Origin of the sequence: Halorhodospira sp. 9628, from assembly GCF_022228075.1 — a bacterium.
GTDB lineage: Bacteria > Pseudomonadota > Gammaproteobacteria > Nitrococcales > Halorhodospiraceae > Halorhodospira > Halorhodospira halophila_A.
Genome location: NZ_JAJNRF010000005.1, coordinates 76,991 through 95,552 on the forward strand (window position 1 = coordinate 76,991; position 18,562 = coordinate 95,552).

Here is an 18,562-nt window from a genome sequence, read left to right on the forward strand (position 1 = left end):
CTACGGCGCATCCGAGAACCGCTTCCGCAGCAACCCCGCCCTTGCGCCCGCCCGCCGCCGCCGGGCAACGTATCGGTCCCTTGCCAAGGACGGTGAGCAACGACATGGACGACGACACCTACCACGCCCTCGCCCTGGCGCGGGTTCCCGGCGTGGGCCCGCGCACCTGGTCCCGGCTGATGGCGGCCTTCGGCGGGCCGGAGGCGGTCTTCCGGGCCGGGCGCAGCGCCCTGCGCAGTCTGGGTCTCGACGCCACCACGGAGGCCGGTATCCTCGCCCCGGACTGGGCCGCCGCCCGGGCCGATGCCCGCTGGCTGGACGACCCGGGGGCGCGCCACCTACTGCGCCTGGCGCGGCCGGGCTACCCGGGGCAGCTGGCCGAGATCCCCGACCCGCCACCGCTACTGTTCGTCGCCGGCGACCCGGCGACCCTGCACCACCCTCAGGTGGCCATCGTCGGCAGCCGCCACGCCACCGCCGCCGGGCGCGACCTGGCCCACGACCTGGCCGCAGGCCTGGCACGAGCCGGGGTCGCCACCACCAGTGGCCTGGCCACAGGCATCGATGCCGCTGCCCACCGCGGTGCCCTGGAGGCTGGCGGCACCACGCTGGCGGTCGTCGGCACCGGCCCGGACCGGATCTATCCGGCCCGCCACCGCCGCCTCCACGCCAGGATCCTCGCCTCCGGCGCCGTCCTCGGCGAGCTGCCCCCCGGCTGCGGACCGCTGGCGGCCCACTTCCCGCGGCGCAACCGCATCGTCAGCGGCCTGTCGCTGGGGGTGGTGGTCGTTCAGGCCGGCCGCCACAGCGGCTCGCTGATCACCGCCCGGCTCGCCGCCGAACAGGGCCGCGAGGTCTTCGCCGTACCCGGATCCATCCACGACCCGTTGGCCCGCGGGTGCCATGCGCTTCTGCGGGAGGGTGCCAAGCTGGTAGAATCGGTGGACGATATCCTGGAAGAACTCCCGGGCACGGTCGGCAGCGCCCCCGTGAACGCCCCCTCGGATTCGACCAGTCCAGCCGCGGATCCGGACGAGGCGCGCATCCTCGCGGCCCTCGGCCACGATCCGCTCACCCTCGACACCCTCCAGCAGCGGTCTGGATTGACGCTCGATAGGCTTTCATCCATTCTGCTAACCATGGAGCTGAAAGGCCTGGTGACTGCGATACCCGGGGGCCGGTATCAGCGGCGCGGGCCAGAGGGCTTAAGATGAAGCAGAACGTTTTCGAAGTCCTGATGTACCTGTTCGAGAACTACCTCTACAACGACGAGGAACCCGGCGATCGGGACTCGCTCGAGAGCGAGCTCCACGAGGCCGGCTTCAGCGCGATGGAGATCCGCAAGGCGTTCGAGTGGCTCGACGCCCTGGCCGACTCCCGCGTACTGCCGGCCGCCCCGTCGGGCAAGTCGTCGATTCGGTTGTTCGGCGAGCCCGAGCTGGCGCGCCTGGACACCGAGACGCGCGGGTTCATTCTCTACCTGGAGCAGGTCGGCATTCTCACCGCGGAAAGTCGCGAGCTGGTGCTCGACCGGATCCTGGCGCTGGATGACCACGAGGTGGATCTCGATACGGTCAAATGGGTCATCCTCATGGTCCTGTTCAATCGCCCCGGCGAGGAAGAGGCGTACAACTGGATGGAGAACCTGATGTTCGACGTCCCGACGCACCTCGTCCACTGACGACGGGTGGCCGCCGCGCCCCGGCGCGGCGGCCGGTTCCACGGCCCGGCACCGCCCTTCGGTCGCCACCCGACCGCCCTCCTCTACATACACGAACGGCTCTGCATGGGTAAAAGCCTCGTCATCGTCGAGTCGCCTGCCAAGGCGCGCACGATCAACAAATACCTGGGTTCCGATTACGAGGTCATGGCCTCCTACGGCCACGTCCGTGACCTCGTCCCCAAGGAGGGGGCGGTGGATCCGTCCAGCGGCTTCGCCATGAAGTACGCGCCCATCGACAAGAACCAGAAACACGTCGATGCCATCGCCAAGGCGGCCCGGAAAGCCGATGCCCTCTACCTGGCCACCGACCCGGACCGCGAGGGCGAGGCCATCTCCTGGCACCTGGTGGAGCTGCTCCGCGACAAGGGGATCCTGGACGGCAAGCCGGTCTACCGGGTGGTCTTTCACGAGATCACCAAGGGCGCCATCCAGGAGGCCATGGACCACCCGCGGGACATCTCCGAGGAGCTGGTCAACGCCCAGCAGGCCCGCCGCGCCCTGGACTACCTGGTCGGGTTCAACCTCTCGCCGCTGCTCTGGCGCAAGATCACCAGCGGCCTCTCCGCCGGGCGTGTGCAAAGCCCCGCGCTGCGCATGATCTGCGAGCGTGAGACCGAGATCGAGCAGTTCGAGCCCCAGGAGTACTGGAGCGTCGAGGCGGATGCGGCCAAGGCGCAGCAGCCCTTCGTGGCCAAGCTCTCGCAACTCCACGGCGAGAAGGTCCGCCAGTTCACCATCACCGACGAGGCCCACGCGCAGGAAGTGGACCGCACGCTGCGCGAGGCGGCCCGGGCCCAGGCGGACCCGTCCCGGCTGGGCCCCGTCGGCGATGGCGACACCGAGGTCATCGGGACGCTGCGGGTCGCCTCGGTGGAGCGCAAGCAGCGCCGCCGCAATCCGGCAGCACCGTTCATCACTTCGACCCTGCAGCAGGAGGCATCGCGCAAGCTCGGCTTCACCGCCAGCCGGACCATGCGCATCGCCCAGCAGCTCTACGAGGGCATCGACGTCGGCGAGGGCAGCGCCGTCGGCCTGATCACCTACATGCGGACCGACTCCGTGAACCTCTCCGGCGAGGCGATCACCGAGATGCGCCAGGCGATCACGGATCGCTACGGGGCCGACAGGCTCCCGGACAAGGCGCAGGTCTACAAGACCCGCTCGAAGAATGCCCAGGAGGCCCACGAGGCCATCCGGCCCACGTCGGCGGCACGCCACCCGGACGATGTGCGTGCCTACCTCAACGACGAGCAGCGCAAGCTCTATGACCTCATCTGGAAGCGGGCGGTCGCCTCGCAGATGAAGCACGCCACCATCCACACGGTGGCCGTCGACCTGGCCGCGGACGCCGACGCCCGCCACCTGCTGCGGGCCACCGGCTCCACGGTGGCCGATCCGGGCTTCATGGTCGTCTACCGCGAAGGCAGTGACGACGGCAAGGACGACTCCGGCGAGAAGTTCCTCCCGGAGCTCGAGGAAGGCGAGCAGGTGGAGCTACACGCCATCCGCGCCGAGCAGCACTTCACTGAGCCGCCGCCGCGCTACACCGAGGCTAGCCTGGTGCGCGCCCTGGAGGAGTACGGCATCGGCCGGCCGTCCACCTACGCCTCGATCATCTCCACGCTGCAGAACCGCAACTACGTGGAGATGGACGGCAAGCGCTTCATCCCCACCGACATCGGGCGCACGGTTAACAAGTTCCTCACCGAGCACTTTGACCGTTATGTCGACTACGACTTCACCGCCCGGCTCGAGGACGACCTGGACGCCATCTCCCGCGGCGAGCAGGACTGGGTGCCGGTCCTCGAGGCGTTCTGGGAGCCCTTCCGCGAGCGGGTCGAGGAGAAGAAGAACGTCTCGCGCCAGGAGGCCGTCCAGGCCCGCGAACTCGGCACCGACCCGAAGACCGGCAAGCCGGTGACGGTACGCATCGGCCGCTACGGGCCGTTCGCCCAGCTCGGCTCCCGGGACGACGACGAGAAGCCGCGCTTCGCCGGCCTGCGCCCCGGTCAGAGCATCGACACGATCACCCTCGATGAGGCCCTGCAGCTGTTCAAGCTGCCGCGGGATATGGGCGAGACCGAGGAGGGCGAAGACGTACAGGTCAGCATCGGCCGCTTCGGCCCCTACGTGCGCTACGGCAAGAAGTTCGTCTCCATCCCCAAGGACGAGGACCCGTACACCATTACCAAGGAGCGGGCCCACGAGCTGGTCCGGGAGAAGAAACAGGCCGACGCCAACCGGATCATCCACGACTTCGGCGACGGGATTCAGATCCTGCGCGGGCGCTACGGACCGTACATCACCAACGGCGAGAAGAACGCCAAGGTGCCCAAGGACCGGGAGCCGGACTCGCTCACCCACGAGGAGTGCCAGGAGCTGATCGCCAAGGCACCGGCCCGCAAGGGGCGCCGCGGCGGCACCTCCAAGGGCGGGCGCGGGCGCAGCAAGGCGACTACCTGAGTTCGGCCAGCGGCCAGCGTGGGCGCACGCTGAAGTCGAGATCGTCGCGGTGGCCGGCCTCCAGGCGACGCAAGCCGGTGTAGGCGATCATCGCGGCGTTGTCGGTACACAGCTCCAAGCGCGGGTAGTGGGCGGTGAATCCGCTCGCGCGCCCGGCCTCGTCGAGCCGCTCGCGCAGCCGGGCGTTGGCCCCCACCCCGCCCGAGACCACCAGCCGGCCCGCGCCGGTCTGCTCGAGCGCACGCCGGCACTTGATCACCAGGGTATCCACCACCGCCTCCTGGAATCCGTGGGCGATGTCCGCCCGCCCCCGGGGGTCGTCCCCGGCAGCCTCGACGGCATGCAGGACGGCGGTCTTCAGCCCGCTGAAGCTGAAATCGAGCCCCGGCCGGTCGGTCATCGGCCGCGGCAGGCGCACCGCGCCCGGAGTCCCTTCCGCGGCCAGGCGGGCGATGGACGGACCACCGGGATACGGCAGCTGCAGCAGCCGGGCGGTCTTGTCGAACGCCTCGCCGGCGGCGTCATCCACCGACTCCCCAAGGACGCGGTAGCGGCCAAAGTCCGCCACCTGCACCAGCATGGTATGCCCCCCGGAGACCAACAGGGCCACCAGCGGCATCGCCGGCGGATCCGGCTCGAGCAGCGGAGCCAGCAGATGCCCCTCCATGTGGTGGACGCCGACGGCGGGCAGGCCGCGGGCCCAGGCCAGAGTCCGCGCGAAGGCGGCCCCGACCATCAACGCCCCGGGCAGGCCGGGGCCGCGGGTCCAGGCGACGCCGTCGAGCTCCGCCGGCGTCAGGCCGGCGTCACGCAGCACCCCGTTGACCAACCCGGGCAACTTGCGCACGTGATCCCGTGAGGCCAGCTCCGGCACAACCCCGCCATAAGCGGCATGGTCGACCACCTGGCTGTGCACGGCGTGCGCCAGCAGACCCTCGCGGCGGCAGTAGACCGCCGCGGCGGTTTCGTCACAGGAACTCTCGATACCTAGTACGCGCACAGGGGAGACTCCGATCCGGACGGATTCAGAAAACGGCGGCTCAGCGTCTCAGGTACGCCCCGCTGCGCCCGTCCCGGATGGGGGTGGGGCGCCCCAGCCCGCCCAGCCGACCAGGCACCAGGGCATCGATCCGCGTGCCGAAGTAACGCCGCACCTGCGGTGCGCTCCGAGCGGGCCGCCCGGCCGAGGGGTTGGCGCTGGTGGAGACCAGCGCACCGCCGAAGGCCCGGCACAGGGCCGCGGCCACCGGATGCGCGGTCACCCGCACGGCCACCGTGTCGCGTCCACCACTGACCCACCTCGGCGCCCGGGGCGAGGCCGGCAGCACCCAGGTCATCGGCCCCGGCCAGCTGGCGCGGATCTCCTCGGCCCGCTCCTCCGGCAGCGGTGCCAGGAAGCCGCCGAGCTGCTCCGGCTCGGCGGCGATCAGGATCAGGCCCTGACGCTCGGGACGACCCTTCAGCGCCAGCAGGCGCGCCACGGCGTCGTCGCGCCGCGGATCGCACCCCAGCCCCCAGACCGCCTCGGTGGGATAGGCCACCACCCCACCGCGGCGCAGGACGGCAGCCGCGTGCCCGATCCGGAACGGGCTGCTGCCGGCCGCACGCTCGCTCATGAGCCCGAGGAGCCGATGCGGCTCTCCTCACCGGCGGCGAGCCGGACGATGTTCTCGCGGTGGCGCCAGACGATGGCCACCGTGAGGATGGCCGTCGCCGCGGTGAGCACCGGCGAGCCCGAGAGCCAGAGCATGTAGATCGGCGCCATGGCGAAGGCCACCACGGCGGCCAGCGAGGAGTAGCGGAAGGCGCCGGCCACGGCCAGCCAGGTCACCGCAGTGGCCAGCAGGGCCAGCGGAGACCAGGCCAGGATCACCCCCAGGCCCGTGGCCACACCCTTGCCCCCCTGGAACCGGAAGTAGACCGGGAACAGGTGGCCAAAGAAGGCCGCCAGACCCGCGGCGCTGGCCACCACCGGATCCTCGGTGGCCAGCCAGGCCAGCAGCACCGGGAGCGTCCCCTTGAGCCAGTCGCCAACCAGGGTAATGCCCGCCGGCACCTTGCCGGCCAGGCGCAACACGTTGGTCGCCCCGGGGTTGCCGGAGCCGCCCTGGCGCGGGTCGCCGAGATTCATCACCCGGCAGACCACGATCGCCGAGGAGATGGAACCGATGAGATAACCGATGATTACAAGGATGACATCCAGCATGGCGCAAGTCTCTGTCGATCAGTGGCGCGTTGCAAGTTTCAATCAGCTCCGGGCGGCGCTGCCGCCCTCCACCGTATACCGGAAACGCGGCACGGACGATACGCCTTGCCACGCGGCGCGTTGCCCCTGAAACTCTCGGGCATGACCCGAGACAACCCCGCCCTGGACCTCGACCCGACCGCCCTGGCGATCAGCCACCGCCTGAGCCAGCGCCTGCGTACGGCCATGGACGAGGCCGGCGGTGCGCTGACCTTCGAGGCCTTCATGGACCGGGCCCTGTACGAGCCCGGCCTCGGCTACTATCGCGCCGGCGCGGCCCGTTTCGGTGCCGGGGGCGACTTCGCCACCGCCCCGGAACTCAGCGCGCTGTTCTCCCGCACCCTGGCCCGGCAGGCCGCGGAAATCCTCGACCACCTGGGTGGCGGCGACGTCATCGAGCTCGGCCCGGGCACCGGACGCCTGGCGGCCGCTGCGCTGGCCGAACTCGAGCACCTCGGCCGTCTGCCGCGGCGCTGGCGCATGCTCGAGGTGAGCGCCGCCCTGCGCCAGGAGCAGGAGCAGACCCTCGCCGACCTCGTCCCCCACCTGCTCGAGCGCGTCGAGTGGCTCGAGACGCTGCCCACCGACAGCCCGCGGGCGGTCTGGGTCGCCAACGAGGTCCTCGACGCCCTGCCGGTGCGCCGCTTCGTCAAGCGCGGCGACGGGATCCGCGAGCTCGGCGTGCAGCCCGACGGCGACGGCTTTGCGTGGAGCGAACAGCCCGCCGACACCGAGCTGCAGCGGGCCGTCGCCGCCATCGAGGCACGCCTGGACGCGCCCCTGCCCGAGGGCTACGTCTCTGAGGTCTGCACCCGCCTCCAGCCCTTCCTCCGCGGGCTGTCCGAGGCGCTGCCGCACGGCGTGATGCTGTGGCTCGACTACGGCTACCCCCGCCGCGAGTACTATCTGGCCGAGCGCCACCGCGGCACCCTGCTCTGCCACTTCCGCCACCGGGCCCACGACGATCCGTTTTTTCACCCCGGGCTGCAGGACATCACCGCCTTCGTCGACTTCACGGCGGTGGCCGACGCGGCCCTCGACTGCGGGTTGGAGATCCTCGGCTATGCACCGCAGGGGCCGTTTCTCATGGGCGCCGGCCTTGCCCAGGTCGCCGAGTCGGCCATCGACGGCGCCGATGCGGCCGGCCAGGTGGCCGTCAGCAACGAGGTCCAGCGCATCACCCACCCCGGCGACATGGGGGAGCGTTTCAAGGTGATGGCCCTGGGGCGCGGCTACCATGGCCCGTTGAGCGGCTTCACCCTGGCCGACCGACGCGCCACGCTCTAATCCGGATCCGCCGGCGGCGTGCCGGCGGCCGTCCCGCCGCGCTCCGGGCGCGGGACCTGTGCCATCGCCCGGCAGCGCGCCTCGCGCACCGCTTCGCCCACCTCCGGCCCACGCAGGCCCTGCTCGACGAAGACGCGCGCCGACACCCCGCGGCACGCCTCGAAGGCGTCGCGAAGGAAGGCCCCGGCGGGCCAGTCGGCCACCTCGTTGCCGGCACGGCCGCGGTAGTCCGCCAGGCAGGCCTGGAGGAACGGCTCCAGGCGCTCCGGGCGCCGGAACAGGTCCAGGGCCTCGAAGAGTTCCACCAGCGCCCCGGGGCGCAGCTCCGGCGCGCGGTGGGCGCGCATGTGCCAACGTGTGACCAGGATGGCCAGGTCCCGGCACGCCCGCGGCGCCTTCAAACGCTCGCTGGCCTCCCGCGCCGGCTCGACCCCGGCGGCCTCGTGGCCCGGGTGATGGGGGAGCTCCTCGGCCGGCGTGAGCGCCTTGCCCACATCGTGGAGCAGCACGGCAAAGCGCACCTCCAGCGGCGCACCGTTGCCCGCCGCGGCGTCCAGGGCCTTGAGAGTGTGGGTGCCGGCATCACCCTCGGGGTGGTACGCAGGCGGCTGCGGCACACCGAACAGGGCATCCACTTCGGGCAGCACGCGGGCCAAGGCGCCGGCCTCACGCAGGACCTCGATCATGCGCCTGGGCGCGGGCTCCATCAGGCCCCGAGCCAGCTCCTGCCACACCCGCTCCGGGACCAGGGCGTCGACCTCGCCAGCATCGACCATGCGCTGGCACAAGGCCATAGTGTCCTCGGCGACGACGAAACCCGCATCGGCGAAACGCGCCGCGAAACGCGCCAGGCGCAGGATGCGCACCGGGTCCTCGGCAAAGGCTTCGGTGACATGGCGCAGCCGACGGGCCTCGAGGTCGGCCCGGCCGCCGAACGGGTCGATGAGGTTGCCCTCGGCATCCTCGGCCATGGCGTTGATGGTCAGATCGCGCCGGGCCAGGTCCTGCTCCAGGGTGACATCCGGCGCCGCGTGGAAGGCGAACCCGTGGTATCCCACCGCCGTCTTGCGCTCGGTGCGCGCCAGGGCGTGCTCCTCGCCGGTCTGCGGGTGGAGGAAGACCGGGAACTCCCGGCCCACCGGGCGATAGCCGGCCGCCTCCATGGCCTCGGGCGTGGCTCCGACCACCACCCAGTCCACCTCGTCCACCGACCGCCCCAGGAGGCGATCGCGGACCGCGCCGCCGACACGATACCGTTGCACGGGCTAGCGACCGGCCTCGCGCCGGGCTTGCTGATACTGCGCCTGCCGCCCGGCCGTGCCCAGGTAGGTTGGTGCGATGGCCTCGAGCGCGTTCGCCTGGATGCCCAGTGCCGCCAGGCCGTCCTCGGCGCAGCAGCTCGGGGTGGCGCTGAGCCGGTACTGATCCAGGGTATACGGTCTGCCGGGCATCCAGCCGAGCACTCGGGCACTGGCCTGGGACAGGCTGTCGTTCAGGCCGACCACCCGGCGGCGCAGGCCGCGCAGCTCGGCGACGTACTCCACCAGCTCGCGCAGGGTATAGATCTGCGGTCCGCAGAGCTCGTAGGCACGCCCGGCCGTACGCGGATTCTCCATGGCGTTGATCACTGCCTGGCCCACGTCGCCGGCGAAGACCGGCTGGAAGCGGGCGTCCGGCGTGGGCAGGAAGAAGACCCCGGGGGCGAAGCGCAGGAGCCCGGCGAAGCGATTCAGGAACCGATCGCCACTGCCGAAGATCACCGACGGTCGCAGCACCGTGGCACCGATCTGCTCCGGATCCGCCGCCCGCACCAGCTGCTCGCCTTCGCCCTTGGTGCGCAGGAACAGGCTGTTGGCGTCCGGGTGCGCGCCGACGGCGCTCATGTGCAGGTAGCGTGGCACGCTGGCCCGGCGAGCGGCGGAAAGCACCCGCCGGGCCAGGTCGACGTGGACCTCGCGATAGGCACCCTCGCGCGGGCCATTGCGGCCGGTGTGGGCACCGGCCAGGTTGATCACGGCGTGGCAACCGCTGAAGTGGCGCACCAGCTGCCGCTCGTCGTGGACGTCGGCCTCGATCAGTCGCAGCCCGGGGAAGGGCAGCAGGTCGCGGCCACGGTAGTAGCGGCGGGTCAGCGCCCGTATCGCGTACCCCCGCCCGGCGAGCCGGTTGGCCACGTGCATCCCGACGAAACCGGTCCCGCCGACGATACAGACGGTCTTCGCGTCCATGAACGGTCTCCTGAAGAACCGAATAACGATCGCTACGGTGCGATACCGTGGCCTTTTATGCGCAACTTTTCAACGACGCCGGGCCACCCCTTGCACCGCGGGCTGATCCCGCCGACACTCGGCCGGTGCTCGAATTGCTGATCTACCTCGGTGCCGGCTGCCTGGCCGGTGCGACCGCCGGGCTGTTCGGGGTCGGCGGCGGGATCGTGGTGGTCCCCGTCCTGCTGCTGATCTTCCCGGTACTCGGGGTCGCCCCGGCGGTCGCCACCCACCTGGCCATCGGCACCTCGCTGGCTACGGTGGTGGTCACCTCGCTGGGCTCGGCACGCGGCCACTACCGGCTGGGGGCCGTGGACATGCCGCTGTTGCTGCGCCTGGGGGCCGGCATGGTTGCCGGGGCGGTGCTGGGCACGGGGCTGGCTGGCTACCTGGACGGTGTCGCACTGCAGCGACTGTTCGGAACCTTCCTACTGGCGGTCTCGCTCTACATGCTCTCCGGCTGGCAGCCACCGCGGCGCGGTGGTGGCGGGGGGGACGGCGTGCTCGCCGGAGTCGGGGGCGGCATCGGCACCCTGTCGGCCATGGTCGGGGTCAGCGGCGGCACGGTGACCGTCCCGTATCTGGTCTGGCGCGGCCTGGCCATGCACCGGGCGGTGGGCACCTCATCGGCCACCGCGCTCCCGCTGGGGCTGACCGGGGCCCTGGGCTACCTGGTCGTCGGCTGGGGTGAGCCGCAGCTACCCCCGGGAGCCACCGGCTACATCTACTGGCCGGCATTCGCCGGGATCGTCACGGCCAGCCTGCTCGCCTCGTCTCTGGCGGCGCGGCTGGCCCACCGGGTCCCGGCAAGGCGGCTGCGGCGACTGTTCGCGATCCTGCTGCTGTTCGTGGCCCTGCGCCTGCTGCTCAGCTGAGCTAGAACCGAACCCGCACGCCGAGGTGGAGGTTGTTGTCCAGGGTCTGGTTGCTGGCGCTCGACATGTGCAGGCGAAGGTAGCGGAAACCCAGATAGGCGCTGGCCCGAGGGGTGAAGTCCAGCTTGTAACGTATATTCCCCTCGAAGACCCGCTTGGCGCGGCCAAAGGCGGTGATGTTCGGCGCCACATGGCCGCGGATGACCAGCGCCTGGGGCACTTGGGCCGGTATGCTCAATCGCGCGGAACCGCCCAGAGCCAAGGCGCCGACGGTGCGTTCGGGCTCGTCGGCGTAGATGATGTAACCCTTGGCCCCGGCCCCGAACTGAAGCGGGCTGAACCCCTCGGCCGGCGGCCCGGTGACGTGGACGATGCCGCTGAGGGCAACATCCCCGTCGTCGTTGAAGAACAGGCTGCCGCCCAGATCGGCATCCTCGACGTACATCTCCTCGGTGGGCGGGAAGTAGAACCCGACCTCCGCGGCGTCGTCGTGAAGATTGATGTCCAGCTCCCGCGCCATCGGGGCTGTCGCCCAAAGTGCCAGGGCCGCCACCGCCGCGATCCGCTTGATCATGCTCGTCTCCCCGCTGGGGTCTGCCCGCCTGCGCCCATTACAGGGCGTCGCCGCACCGTGGTGCAAGCCTTAATCGAGGGCGAGCTTCTTCTCCAGATAGTGGATGTCGGTCCCGCCGGCGCGGAACGCGGCATCCCCGATGATCTCCTGCTGCAGCGAGATATTGGTGCCGATGCCGCTGACCACGATCTCGGATAGCGCCGTGCGCATGCGGGCCAGCGCGCTGTCCCGGCTCGGACCATGGGTGATCAGCTTGCCGATCATGGAGTCGAAGTACGGCGGCACGGCGTAGCCGGTGTAGACGTGGGAGTCCACACGCACCCCGGGGCCACCCGGGGCGTGGAAGTGGTCGATGGTGCCCGGGCACGGCATCAGGGTCTTCGGATCCTCGGCGTTGATCCGGCACTCCACGGCGTGGCCGCGCACCTGGATGTCCTCCTGGCGCCAGCTCAGCGGCTCGCCCGAGGCGATGCGGATCTGCTCGGCGACCAGGTCGCAGCCGGTGACCATCTCGGTGACCGGGTGCTCGACCTGGATCCGCGTGTTCATCTCGATGAAGTAGAACTCGCCGTTCTCGTAGAGGAACTCGAAGGTGCCCGCGCCGCGGTAGTCCATCTGCCGGCACGCCTCGGCGCAGCGCTCGCCGATATCCTGGCGCTGCTTTTCGGTGATCCCCGGCGCCGGCGCCTCCTCGACCACCTTCTGGTGACGCCGCTGCATGGAGCAGTCGCGCTCGCCCAGATGGATGGCGTTGCCGTGGTGGTCTGCGAGCACCTGCACCTCGATATGGCGCGGCTTCTCCAGGTACTTCTCCATGTAGACGGTGCCGTCGCCGAAGGCGTTCTCGGCCTCGCCGCGCGTCAGCGACACGGCATTGAGCAGCGCCGCCTCACTGCGCACCACGCGCATGCCGCGGCCGCCACCGCCGGAGGCCGCCTTGATCATGATCGGATAGCCGATCTCCGAGGCGATACGCAGCGTCTCGTCGGGATCGTCCTCGGGCACCGGACCGTTGGAGCCGGGCACACACGGTACGCCGGCCTCCTTCATGGCGCGGATCGCCGAGACCTTGTCACCCATGGTGCGGATGCTCTCGGCGCGCGGGCCGATGAAGACGAAACCCGACTGCTCCACCCGCTCAGCAAAGTCGGCATTCTCCGAGAGGAAGCCGTAGCCGGGGTGGATGGCGGTGGAGTCGGTCACCTCGGCGGCGGCGATGATCGCCGGGATGTTGAGGTAGCTGTCGCGGACGTTGTTCGGCCCGATGCAGACCGACTCGTCGGCCAGGCGCACGTGCTTGAGCTCGCGATCAGCCGCCGAGTGCACGGCGACACTGCGGATGCCCAGCTCACGGCAGGCGCGCAGGATGCGCAGCGCGATCTCGCCGCGGTTGGCGATGAGGATCTTCTGCATGGTGCTCACTCAGTCGGAGATCAGGAACAGCGGCTGGTCGTACTCGACGGGCTGACCGTTCTCGACCAGGACGGCGGTAATCACCCCGTCGCGGTCGGCCTCGATCTGGTTGAGCATCTTCATTGCCTCGACGATGCACAACGTGTCGCCGGCCTTGACCCGCTGCCCCTCCTCGACGAACGGCTTGGCCGTCGGCGACGGAGCCCGGTAGAAGGTACCGACCATCGGCGAGCGGATCGGCTCGCCCTCCGGCTCATCGTCGCCGGCCTCCTCGGGCTCGGCGGCGCCGGCGGCGGCCGGCGCTGCGGCTGCAGCCGCCGGCGGGGCCGCGGCGGGCGCCGGTGCCGGCGCAGCATACGCCGGCTGCGGCTGCGGAGGCGGGTTGGGCGCGTTGCGCGTGATCCGGACCGACTCCTCGCCCTCGGCGATCTCAATCTCGTGGACGCCGGACTCGTCGAGCAGCTCGATAAGACGTTTGATCTTGCGAATATCCATAGATCGACGAAACCCTGTATTCAGGCCTGCCCGCCCATGCGCCGGATGGCTGCACGGACCGCGAATTCATAGCCGTCCGCGCCGAGGCCGGTGACCACCCCCTCGGCGATGTCGGACAGAAAAGAGTGTTGCCGGAACGCCTCGCGGGCGTGGACGTTGCTCAAGTGCACCTCGATGAACGGCAGCGCGACGGCGAGCAGCGCGTCGCGCAGTCCGACGCTGGTGTGCGTGAGGGCCGCGGGATTGATGACGATGAACTCGACGCCCTCGTCCGCCGCGGCGTGGATTCGATCGATGAGCTCGCCCTCGTGATTGGACTGGGCGCTGTGCAGCTGTACATCGGCCGCATCGCAGATGGACCGCAAGCGGGTTTCGATGTCCTGAAGCGTCAGCCGTCCGTAGCGTTCCGGCTCGCGGGTTCCCAGCCGATTCAGATTGGGCCCGTGGATTAACAGCAGCTTAGGCATCTGACGCGCTCACCCGACTCGCACCGTCCGCGATTCTGACTGAGCGCCGAAAGATTGTCCAGTTTTACGGCGATCGCAACACATTCGCCGCCGTTTCCCCGGGGATGGCTGCGACGTATTGCCCGCGCCGACCGGCGCTGAACCCTGCCGGCCGGCGCGGATTCCAAAGGAGCCGCGGGCCGGCCGATCAGCCGCCGAAGGCTTCGCGGGTGCGCTCAGCGAACGCCTCGGCATCCTTGAAGCCGGCCACCCGATGCTCCGAGCGCTCCTCGCCCTCGCCGTCATAGAAGAGGATGGCCGGAGGCAGATAGACGCCGTACGCCTCCATCAGCTCGCGGTCCGCGTCGCTCATGTCGGTGACGTCGATGCGCACCTTCTCGGCGCCCTCAAGGGCCTCCTGCACCCGCTCATCCGGGAGCGTGCGTTCCTCGAGCTGGACACAGTAGACGCACCACTCGGCCGAGAAGTCGATGACCACCGGCCGGCCATCCTCGCGGGCCTCGGCGAGCAGCGCCTCGAGTTCGTCGAGGGTCTCGACGTGGTGCCACTCCTCCAGCACGCGAGCCCGGGCCTGGGCGTACGGATCGCCGGTGATCCCGACCCAGGGCCGCAGCGGATCGCCGGCACCGGTAGCCGCCCCCAGGACCTGCGCCCCGCCGGCCACCGCCAGCAGAACGGCCAGCGTGGCCCCCGCCGCCCGGATGGGCAGCGAACCGCCCCCATCACGGCTGCGCAGCAGGCGCCAGACGAGCCACGCGGCGGCGGCCAGCAGCAGCGCCGCCCAGCCGGCCAGCACCAGCCAGTCCGGCATCAGACGGGCGGACATCCACCAGGCCACCCCCAGGAAGATGAAGCCGAAGACCTGCTTGACCGACTCCATCCACGGCCCGGAGCGCGGCATCCAGCGCCCCGCGGCCGTGCCCACGGCCAGCAGCGGTGCCCCCATACCCAGCGCCATGACATAGAGCGCCCCGGCACCGAGGACCACCTCGCCGGTGTTGCCGATGAACGCCAGCGCGGCTACCAGTGCCGGCCCTGAGCACGCGCCGACAATCAGCGTGGAGAGCACACCCATGGCCGCCACTCCGGCCGTCTGCCCGCCCGGCAACCGGCTGGAAGCGGCCTGCAGCCGGCCCTGGACCGAGGCCGGCATCTGCAGGTTGTAAAGCCCGAACATGGCCAGCGCCAGGGCGACGAACAAGGCACTGAAGGCCACCGTCACCACCGGCCCCTGCAGGTCGGCCTGGATGGCGCGCCCGGAGAGCCCGGCCAGGGCGCCGGCCAGCGCGTAGGTAATCGCCATGCCTTGGACGTAGACGAAGGACAACCAAAGCGCGCGCCCGGTACCGGGCCGGCCTCCGCCGGGCTGACTGCCGACGATCAGCCCCGAGAGGATCGGGATCATCGGGTAGATGCAGGCGGTGAAGGCGAGCAGCAGCCCGGCGACGAAGAATCCCCCGAGGATGGCCCAGAGGTTGCCGCCGCCGAGCAGCGCCTGCAGGTCCCCCATGGGCCCCTGACCACTGCCGGCCCCGCCGGCGGGGCCGCCGGAGCCATCACTGTACTGCACGGCACCGGAGCCGAGGTCGGCCTCCAGGCTGCTTGGCGGGTAGCAGAGGGAATCGGGCTCGTTGCAACCCTGGAACTCGGCGTAGAGCTGCGCCCCCTCGCCGATCGGCTCCGCGGTCTCCAGGTGCACCTGCAGCGTGCCCCGGTAGATGACCACATCGCCGAAGAACTCGTCGGAGAACGACTCGCCGCTCGGGTACGCGACCTCGACGATCTCGTTATCACCGTCGCGCAACTCGAAGTCGAAGGCGTGGCGGTAGAGGTAGTGGTCCTCAGCCACGTCCCAGCGTGCGACCAGGCGATCCTCGCCCACCTGTTCGACGGTGAACGGGAAGATCTCCTGCTGATCCACCATTCCCTGTGCCGGGGCGGCCGCAATCAGCAGACCCAGCGCCAGCCACAGCGCCGCGATCAGACCGCCTCGGTCGTAACGCATCCTGCCCTTCATCGGCTTACACCCTCCTACCGGGTTTCATCGCGTATCCAGTCCAGGAAGCCTGCCAGGCCCTTTTCGATGCCGACCGCGATGACCTCTGGAAGTTCATACGGATGCCGCTCCACAAGCATCCCCTCCAATCGGGTGTAGGCAAAATCCGATGTCTTGATCACCAACAGGCACTCGGTCTCCGCCTGCGCCTGTCCCTCCCAGTAGAAGACGGAGGTCACCCCCGGGACGATGTTGACGCAGGCGGCCAGCCGCGCCTCCACCACCTCGCCGGCGAGCCGGCGGGCGGTCTCCTCATCGGGGCAGGTGCACAGGACGACCAGTTCTCGACTCGACATGGCTGCACCTCCTCGGTCGTTGAACAGGGGTTGAATTCTACCATCGGCGTCCTCATCCACCGGGTACCGGCAGGGAACGTCACCCGAAGCAGGTGTCGGAAGCCCTTGACGGAGAAGAACCGAACGATATGATTAGCACTCACGGTTACCGAGTGCTAACAGCTAGCAGGCCGCGGGAAGCGCGGCGAACCAGATCCCAGAGTCCACGACCAAAGAGAGAGGGAGAGAGGACCGATGAGCATCCGTCCCCTGCACGACCGAGTGGTCATCCAGCGCCTTGAAGAAGAGCGCACTTCCCCGGGCGGCATCGTCATCCCGGACACCGCGGCCGAGAAGCCGATGAAGGGCAAGGTCATCGCTGTCGGCAACGGCAAGATGCTCGACAACGGCGAGCGTCGCCCCGTCGAGGTGAACGTCGGCGACCAGGTCCTGTTCGGCAAGTACGCCGGCACCGAGGTCAAGATCGACGGCCAGGATTACCTGGTGATGCGCGAGGACGACATCATGGCCGTCTTCGAGGGCTGACGCAGCGCCGACTTCCAACGCGCAGCGAGCCAGACACCCGAGACCCGAACACCGAATCGAGCAGAGGAGCCAACCATGGCTGCGAAGGAAATCCGTTTCTCCGATGATGCGCGCCAGCGCATGATGAGCGGCGTCAACCAGCTGGCCAACGCCGTCAAGGTCACCCTCGGCCCGCGCGGCCGTAACGCCGTCCTCGAGAAGAGCTTCGGCGCCCCCACCGTCACCAAGGACGGCGTCTCCGTCGCCAAGGAGATCGAGCTCGAAGACCACTTCGAGAACATGGGCGCGCAGATGCTCAAGGAGGTCTCCTCGCAGACCTCGGACGTCGCCGGTGACGGCACCACCACCGCGACCGTCCTGGCCCAGGCCATCCTGCGCGAGGGCATGAAGTCCCTGGCCGCGGGCATGAGCCCGATGGAGCTCAAGAAGGGCATCGAGAAGGCCACCGAGACGGCCTCCAACTACCTGGCCAACGAGCTGTCCAAGCCCTGCGAGGACGACAACTCCATCGCCCAGGTCGGCACCATCTCCGCGAACTCCGACGAGGCCGTGGGCCGGATCATCGCCGATGCCATGGGCAAGGTCGGCAAGGAAGGCGTGATCACCGTCGAGGAGGGCTCCGGCCTGGAGAACGAGCTGGATGTTGTCGAGGGCATGCAGTTCGACCGCGGCTACCTCTCCCCCTACTTCGTCACCGATCAGCAGACGATGAAGGCGGAGCTCGAGGACGCGGCGATCCTCCTCCACGACAAGAAGATCTCCAACATCCGCGATCTGCTGCCGCTGCTCGAGGGCGTGGCCAAGCAGAACCGGCCGCTGCTGATCATCGCCGAGGAGGTTGAGGGCGAGGCCCTGGCCACGCTGGTGGTCAACAACCTGCGCGGCATCGTCAAGGTCGCCGCGGTCAAGGCGCCCGGCTTCGGTGACCGCCGCAAGGCCATGCTCCAGGACATCGCCATCCTCACCGGCGGCACGGTCATCTCCGACGAGGTCGGCATGACCCTGGAGAACGCCACGGTCGACGACCTGGGCACCGCCAAGAAGGTGCAGATCTCCAAGGAGGAGACCACCATCGTCGGCGGCGCCGGCCGTCACGACGACATCATGGCCCGCGTCGAGCAGATCCGTGCGCAGATGGAGGAGTCCACCTCCGACTACGACAAGGAGAAGCTCCAGGAGCGCGTGGCCAAGCTGGTCGGTGGCGTTGCCGTGATCAAGGTCGGCGCGGCCACCGAGGTCGAGATGAAGGAGAAGAAGGCCCGCGTCGAGGACGCCCTGCACGCCACCCGCGCTGCGGTGGAAGAGGGCATCGTCCCCGGTGGTGGCACGGCCCTGATCCGCGCCCTGGCCGCCCTCGAGGGCCTGAGCGGCGCCAACGAGGAGCAGACCCAGGGCGTCGCGCTGGTCCGCCGTGCCATGGAGGAGCCGCTGCGCCAGCTGGTGACCAACGCCGGCGAGGACGCCTCCGTGATCGTCAACAAGGTCAAGGAGGGCAGCGGCAACCAGGGCTACAACGTCGCCACCGGCGAGTACGTGGACCTGGTGCAGGCCGGTGTCCTCGACCCGACCAAGGTCACCCGCTCGGCCCTGCAGAACGCTGCCTCCGTGGCCGCGCTGATGCTGACCACCGAGGCCATGGTCGCCGACCTGCCGAAGAAGGACGACGAAGGCGGTGGCGGCGACATGGGTGGCATGGGCGGCATGGGGGGCATGGGCGGCATGATGTAAGCCGTCCGGTTCCCGGCGCCCTGACGCCGCAACCGAACCCCCGTCGGGCCTCGCCCGGCGGGGGTTTTTTCATGGCTACGGGGGCAGCTTGCGAGCCGGCCGCCAGCGGCCCAAACTACGCCCCGAGCCGCCCCATTCACCCGCAAAG

Annotated in this window: 18 protein-coding genes; 7 read left to right on the forward strand and 11 right to left on the reverse strand. The window is 69.8% G+C overall.

Going from position 1 to position 18,562, the window contains the following annotated elements:
- Positions 1 to 92: 92 nt before the first annotated feature.
- The 3 genes from dprA (at position 93) to LRG10_RS06910 (ending at position 4,186) form a co-directional block, all read left to right on the forward strand.
- Complete coding sequence (dprA, locus tag LRG10_RS06900; protein ID WP_370645239.1) at positions 93 to 1,214, forward strand: DNA-processing protein DprA; 1,122 nt, start codon at positions 93 to 95, stop codon at positions 1,212 to 1,214.
- Positions 1,211 to 1,681 (forward strand): DUF494 family protein, encoded by a 471-nt coding sequence (locus LRG10_RS06905; protein ID WP_011815110.1) that lies wholly within the window; start codon positions 1,211 to 1,213, stop codon positions 1,679 to 1,681. Before dprA ends, LRG10_RS06905 begins: the two co-directional genes overlap by 4 nt.
- A gap of 105 nt (positions 1,682 to 1,786) precedes the next feature.
- Positions 1,787 to 4,186, forward strand: a complete 2,400-nt coding sequence (locus LRG10_RS06910) for a DNA topoisomerase I (RefSeq protein WP_201173338.1) — start codon at positions 1,787 to 1,789, stop codon at positions 4,184 to 4,186.
- On the opposite strand, the gene tsaD is transcribed toward LRG10_RS06910, so the two are convergent.
- Genes tsaD through plsY form a run of 3 tightly spaced genes read right to left on the reverse strand, consistent with a single transcriptional unit; the run spans position 4,179 to position 6,392 of the window.
- Complete coding sequence (gene tsaD / locus LRG10_RS06915) at positions 4,179 to 5,186, reverse strand: tRNA (adenosine(37)-N6)-threonylcarbamoyltransferase complex transferase subunit TsaD (RefSeq protein WP_201173341.1); 1,008 nt, start codon at positions 5,184 to 5,186, stop codon at positions 4,179 to 4,181. The two genes, LRG10_RS06910 and tsaD, sit on opposite strands and share 8 nt — an antisense overlap.
- A gap of 40 nt (positions 5,187 to 5,226) precedes the next feature.
- Positions 5,227 to 5,802: an L-threonylcarbamoyladenylate synthase gene (locus LRG10_RS06920; RefSeq protein WP_201173347.1), complete on the reverse strand. Its 576-nt coding sequence runs from the start codon at positions 5,800 to 5,802 to the stop codon at positions 5,227 to 5,229.
- Positions 5,799 to 6,392, reverse strand: coding sequence for a glycerol-3-phosphate 1-O-acyltransferase PlsY (plsY, locus tag LRG10_RS06925; protein WP_201173356.1), 594 nt, complete (start codon positions 6,390 to 6,392; stop codon positions 5,799 to 5,801). Before plsY ends, LRG10_RS06920 begins: the two co-directional genes overlap by 4 nt.
- A 141-nt stretch (positions 6,393 to 6,533) precedes the next feature.
- Between plsY and LRG10_RS06930 the strand changes: the two genes are divergently transcribed.
- Positions 6,534 to 7,718 (forward strand): class I SAM-dependent methyltransferase, encoded by a 1,185-nt coding sequence (locus tag LRG10_RS06930; protein ID WP_201173369.1) that lies wholly within the window; start codon positions 6,534 to 6,536, stop codon positions 7,716 to 7,718.
- Here the strand turns inward: LRG10_RS06930 and LRG10_RS06935 are convergent.
- Positions 7,715 to 8,980: a multifunctional CCA addition/repair protein gene (locus LRG10_RS06935; RefSeq protein WP_238635012.1), complete on the reverse strand. Its 1,266-nt coding sequence runs from the start codon at positions 8,978 to 8,980 to the stop codon at positions 7,715 to 7,717. The two genes, LRG10_RS06930 and LRG10_RS06935, sit on opposite strands and share 4 nt — an antisense overlap.
- Before the next feature lie 3 nt (positions 8,981 to 8,983).
- A complete protein-coding gene (locus LRG10_RS06940; protein WP_238635013.1) occupies positions 8,984 to 9,946 on the reverse strand; it encodes a complex I NDUFA9 subunit family protein in 963 nt (320 codons plus the stop codon).
- Between the two features lie 47 nt (positions 9,947 to 9,993).
- On the opposite strand from LRG10_RS06940, the gene LRG10_RS06945 reads away from it, so the two are divergent.
- The gene (locus LRG10_RS06945) at positions 9,994 to 10,860 is read left to right on the forward strand and encodes a sulfite exporter TauE/SafE family protein (protein WP_238635014.1); all 867 of its coding nucleotides are present in this window, start codon (positions 9,994 to 9,996) and stop codon (positions 10,858 to 10,860) included.
- A 1-nt stretch (position 10,861) separates the two neighbouring features.
- Here the strand turns inward: LRG10_RS06945 and LRG10_RS06950 are convergent, their stop codons facing one another.
- The 6 genes from LRG10_RS06950 to cutA form a co-directional block, all read right to left on the reverse strand.
- The gene (locus LRG10_RS06950) at positions 10,862 to 11,434 is read right to left on the reverse strand and encodes a YfaZ family outer membrane protein (protein WP_201173386.1); all 573 of its coding nucleotides are present in this window, start codon (positions 11,432 to 11,434) and stop codon (positions 10,862 to 10,864) included.
- A 69-nt stretch (positions 11,435 to 11,503) separates the two neighbouring features.
- Complete coding sequence (gene accC, locus LRG10_RS06955) at positions 11,504 to 12,847, reverse strand: acetyl-CoA carboxylase biotin carboxylase subunit (RefSeq protein WP_238635015.1); 1,344 nt, start codon at positions 12,845 to 12,847, stop codon at positions 11,504 to 11,506.
- 9 nt (positions 12,848 to 12,856) lie between these two features.
- Complete coding sequence (accB, locus tag LRG10_RS06960) at positions 12,857 to 13,342, reverse strand: acetyl-CoA carboxylase biotin carboxyl carrier protein (RefSeq protein WP_238633302.1); 486 nt, start codon at positions 13,340 to 13,342, stop codon at positions 12,857 to 12,859.
- 20 nt (positions 13,343 to 13,362) lie between these two features.
- A complete protein-coding gene (gene aroQ, locus LRG10_RS06965) occupies positions 13,363 to 13,809 on the reverse strand; it encodes a type II 3-dehydroquinate dehydratase (protein ID WP_201173403.1) in 447 nt (148 codons plus the stop codon).
- A 187-nt stretch (positions 13,810 to 13,996) separates the two neighbouring features.
- Positions 13,997 to 15,826, reverse strand: a complete 1,830-nt coding sequence (dsbD, locus tag LRG10_RS06970; protein WP_238635016.1) for a protein-disulfide reductase DsbD — start codon at positions 15,824 to 15,826, stop codon at positions 13,997 to 13,999.
- Positions 15,827 to 15,840: 14 nt separating this feature from the next.
- Positions 15,841 to 16,161: a divalent-cation tolerance protein CutA gene (gene cutA, locus LRG10_RS06975; protein ID WP_238635017.1), complete on the reverse strand. Its 321-nt coding sequence runs from the start codon at positions 16,159 to 16,161 to the stop codon at positions 15,841 to 15,843.
- Between the two features lie 234 nt (positions 16,162 to 16,395).
- Here cutA and groES point away from each other — a divergent pair, with 234 nt between their 5' ends.
- Together groES and groL are read left to right on the forward strand one after the other, a co-directional pair.
- The gene (groES, locus tag LRG10_RS06980) at positions 16,396 to 16,686 is read left to right on the forward strand and encodes a co-chaperone GroES (protein WP_201173410.1); all 291 of its coding nucleotides are present in this window, start codon (positions 16,396 to 16,398) and stop codon (positions 16,684 to 16,686) included.
- Between the two features lie 75 nt (positions 16,687 to 16,761).
- On the forward strand, positions 16,762 to 18,414 hold the full coding sequence (groL, locus tag LRG10_RS06985) for a chaperonin GroEL (RefSeq protein WP_201173411.1): 1,653 nt from the start codon (positions 16,762 to 16,764) through the stop codon (positions 18,412 to 18,414).
- Positions 18,415 to 18,562 lie beyond the last annotated feature (148 nt).

What these genes read in the sequence shown, in the direction of transcription:
- LRG10_RS06940 (WP_238635013.1), bottom strand. Translation starts at nt 9,946, where the DNA reads ATGGACGCGAAGACCGTCTGTATCGTCGGCGGGACCGGTTTCGTCGGG.
- plsY (WP_201173356.1), bottom strand. Translation starts at nt 6,392, where the DNA reads ATGCTGGATGTCATCCTTGTAATCATCGGTTATCTCATCGGTTCCATC.
- LRG10_RS06905 (WP_011815110.1), top strand. Translation starts at nt 1,211, where the DNA reads ATGAAGCAGAACGTTTTCGAAGTCCTGATGTACCTGTTCGAGAACTAC.
- LRG10_RS06910 (WP_201173338.1), top strand. Translation starts at nt 1,787, where the DNA reads ATGGGTAAAAGCCTCGTCATCGTCGAGTCGCCTGCCAAGGCGCGCACG.
- LRG10_RS06950 (WP_201173386.1), bottom strand. Translation starts at nt 11,434, where the DNA reads ATGATCAAGCGGATCGCGGCGGTGGCGGCCCTGGCACTTTGGGCGACA.
- cutA (WP_238635017.1), bottom strand. Translation starts at nt 16,161, where the DNA reads ATGTCGAGTCGAGAACTGGTCGTCCTGTGCACCTGCCCCGATGAGGAG.
- accB (WP_238633302.1), bottom strand. Translation starts at nt 13,342, where the DNA reads ATGGATATTCGCAAGATCAAACGTCTTATCGAGCTGCTCGACGAGTCC.
- LRG10_RS06920 (WP_201173347.1), bottom strand. Translation starts at nt 5,802, where the DNA reads ATGAGCGAGCGTGCGGCCGGCAGCAGCCCGTTCCGGATCGGGCACGCG.
- groL (WP_201173411.1), top strand. Translation starts at nt 16,762, where the DNA reads ATGGCTGCGAAGGAAATCCGTTTCTCCGATGATGCGCGCCAGCGCATG.
- accC (WP_238635015.1), bottom strand. Translation starts at nt 12,847, where the DNA reads ATGCAGAAGATCCTCATCGCCAACCGCGGCGAGATCGCGCTGCGCATC.
- groES (WP_201173410.1), top strand. Translation starts at nt 16,396, where the DNA reads ATGAGCATCCGTCCCCTGCACGACCGAGTGGTCATCCAGCGCCTTGAA.
- LRG10_RS06930 (WP_201173369.1), top strand. Translation starts at nt 6,534, where the DNA reads ATGACCCGAGACAACCCCGCCCTGGACCTCGACCCGACCGCCCTGGCG.
- aroQ (WP_201173403.1), bottom strand. Translation starts at nt 13,809, where the DNA reads ATGCCTAAGCTGCTGTTAATCCACGGGCCCAATCTGAATCGGCTGGGA.
- dsbD (WP_238635016.1), bottom strand. Translation starts at nt 15,826, where the DNA reads ATGAAGGGCAGGATGCGTTACGACCGAGGCGGTCTGATCGCGGCGCTG.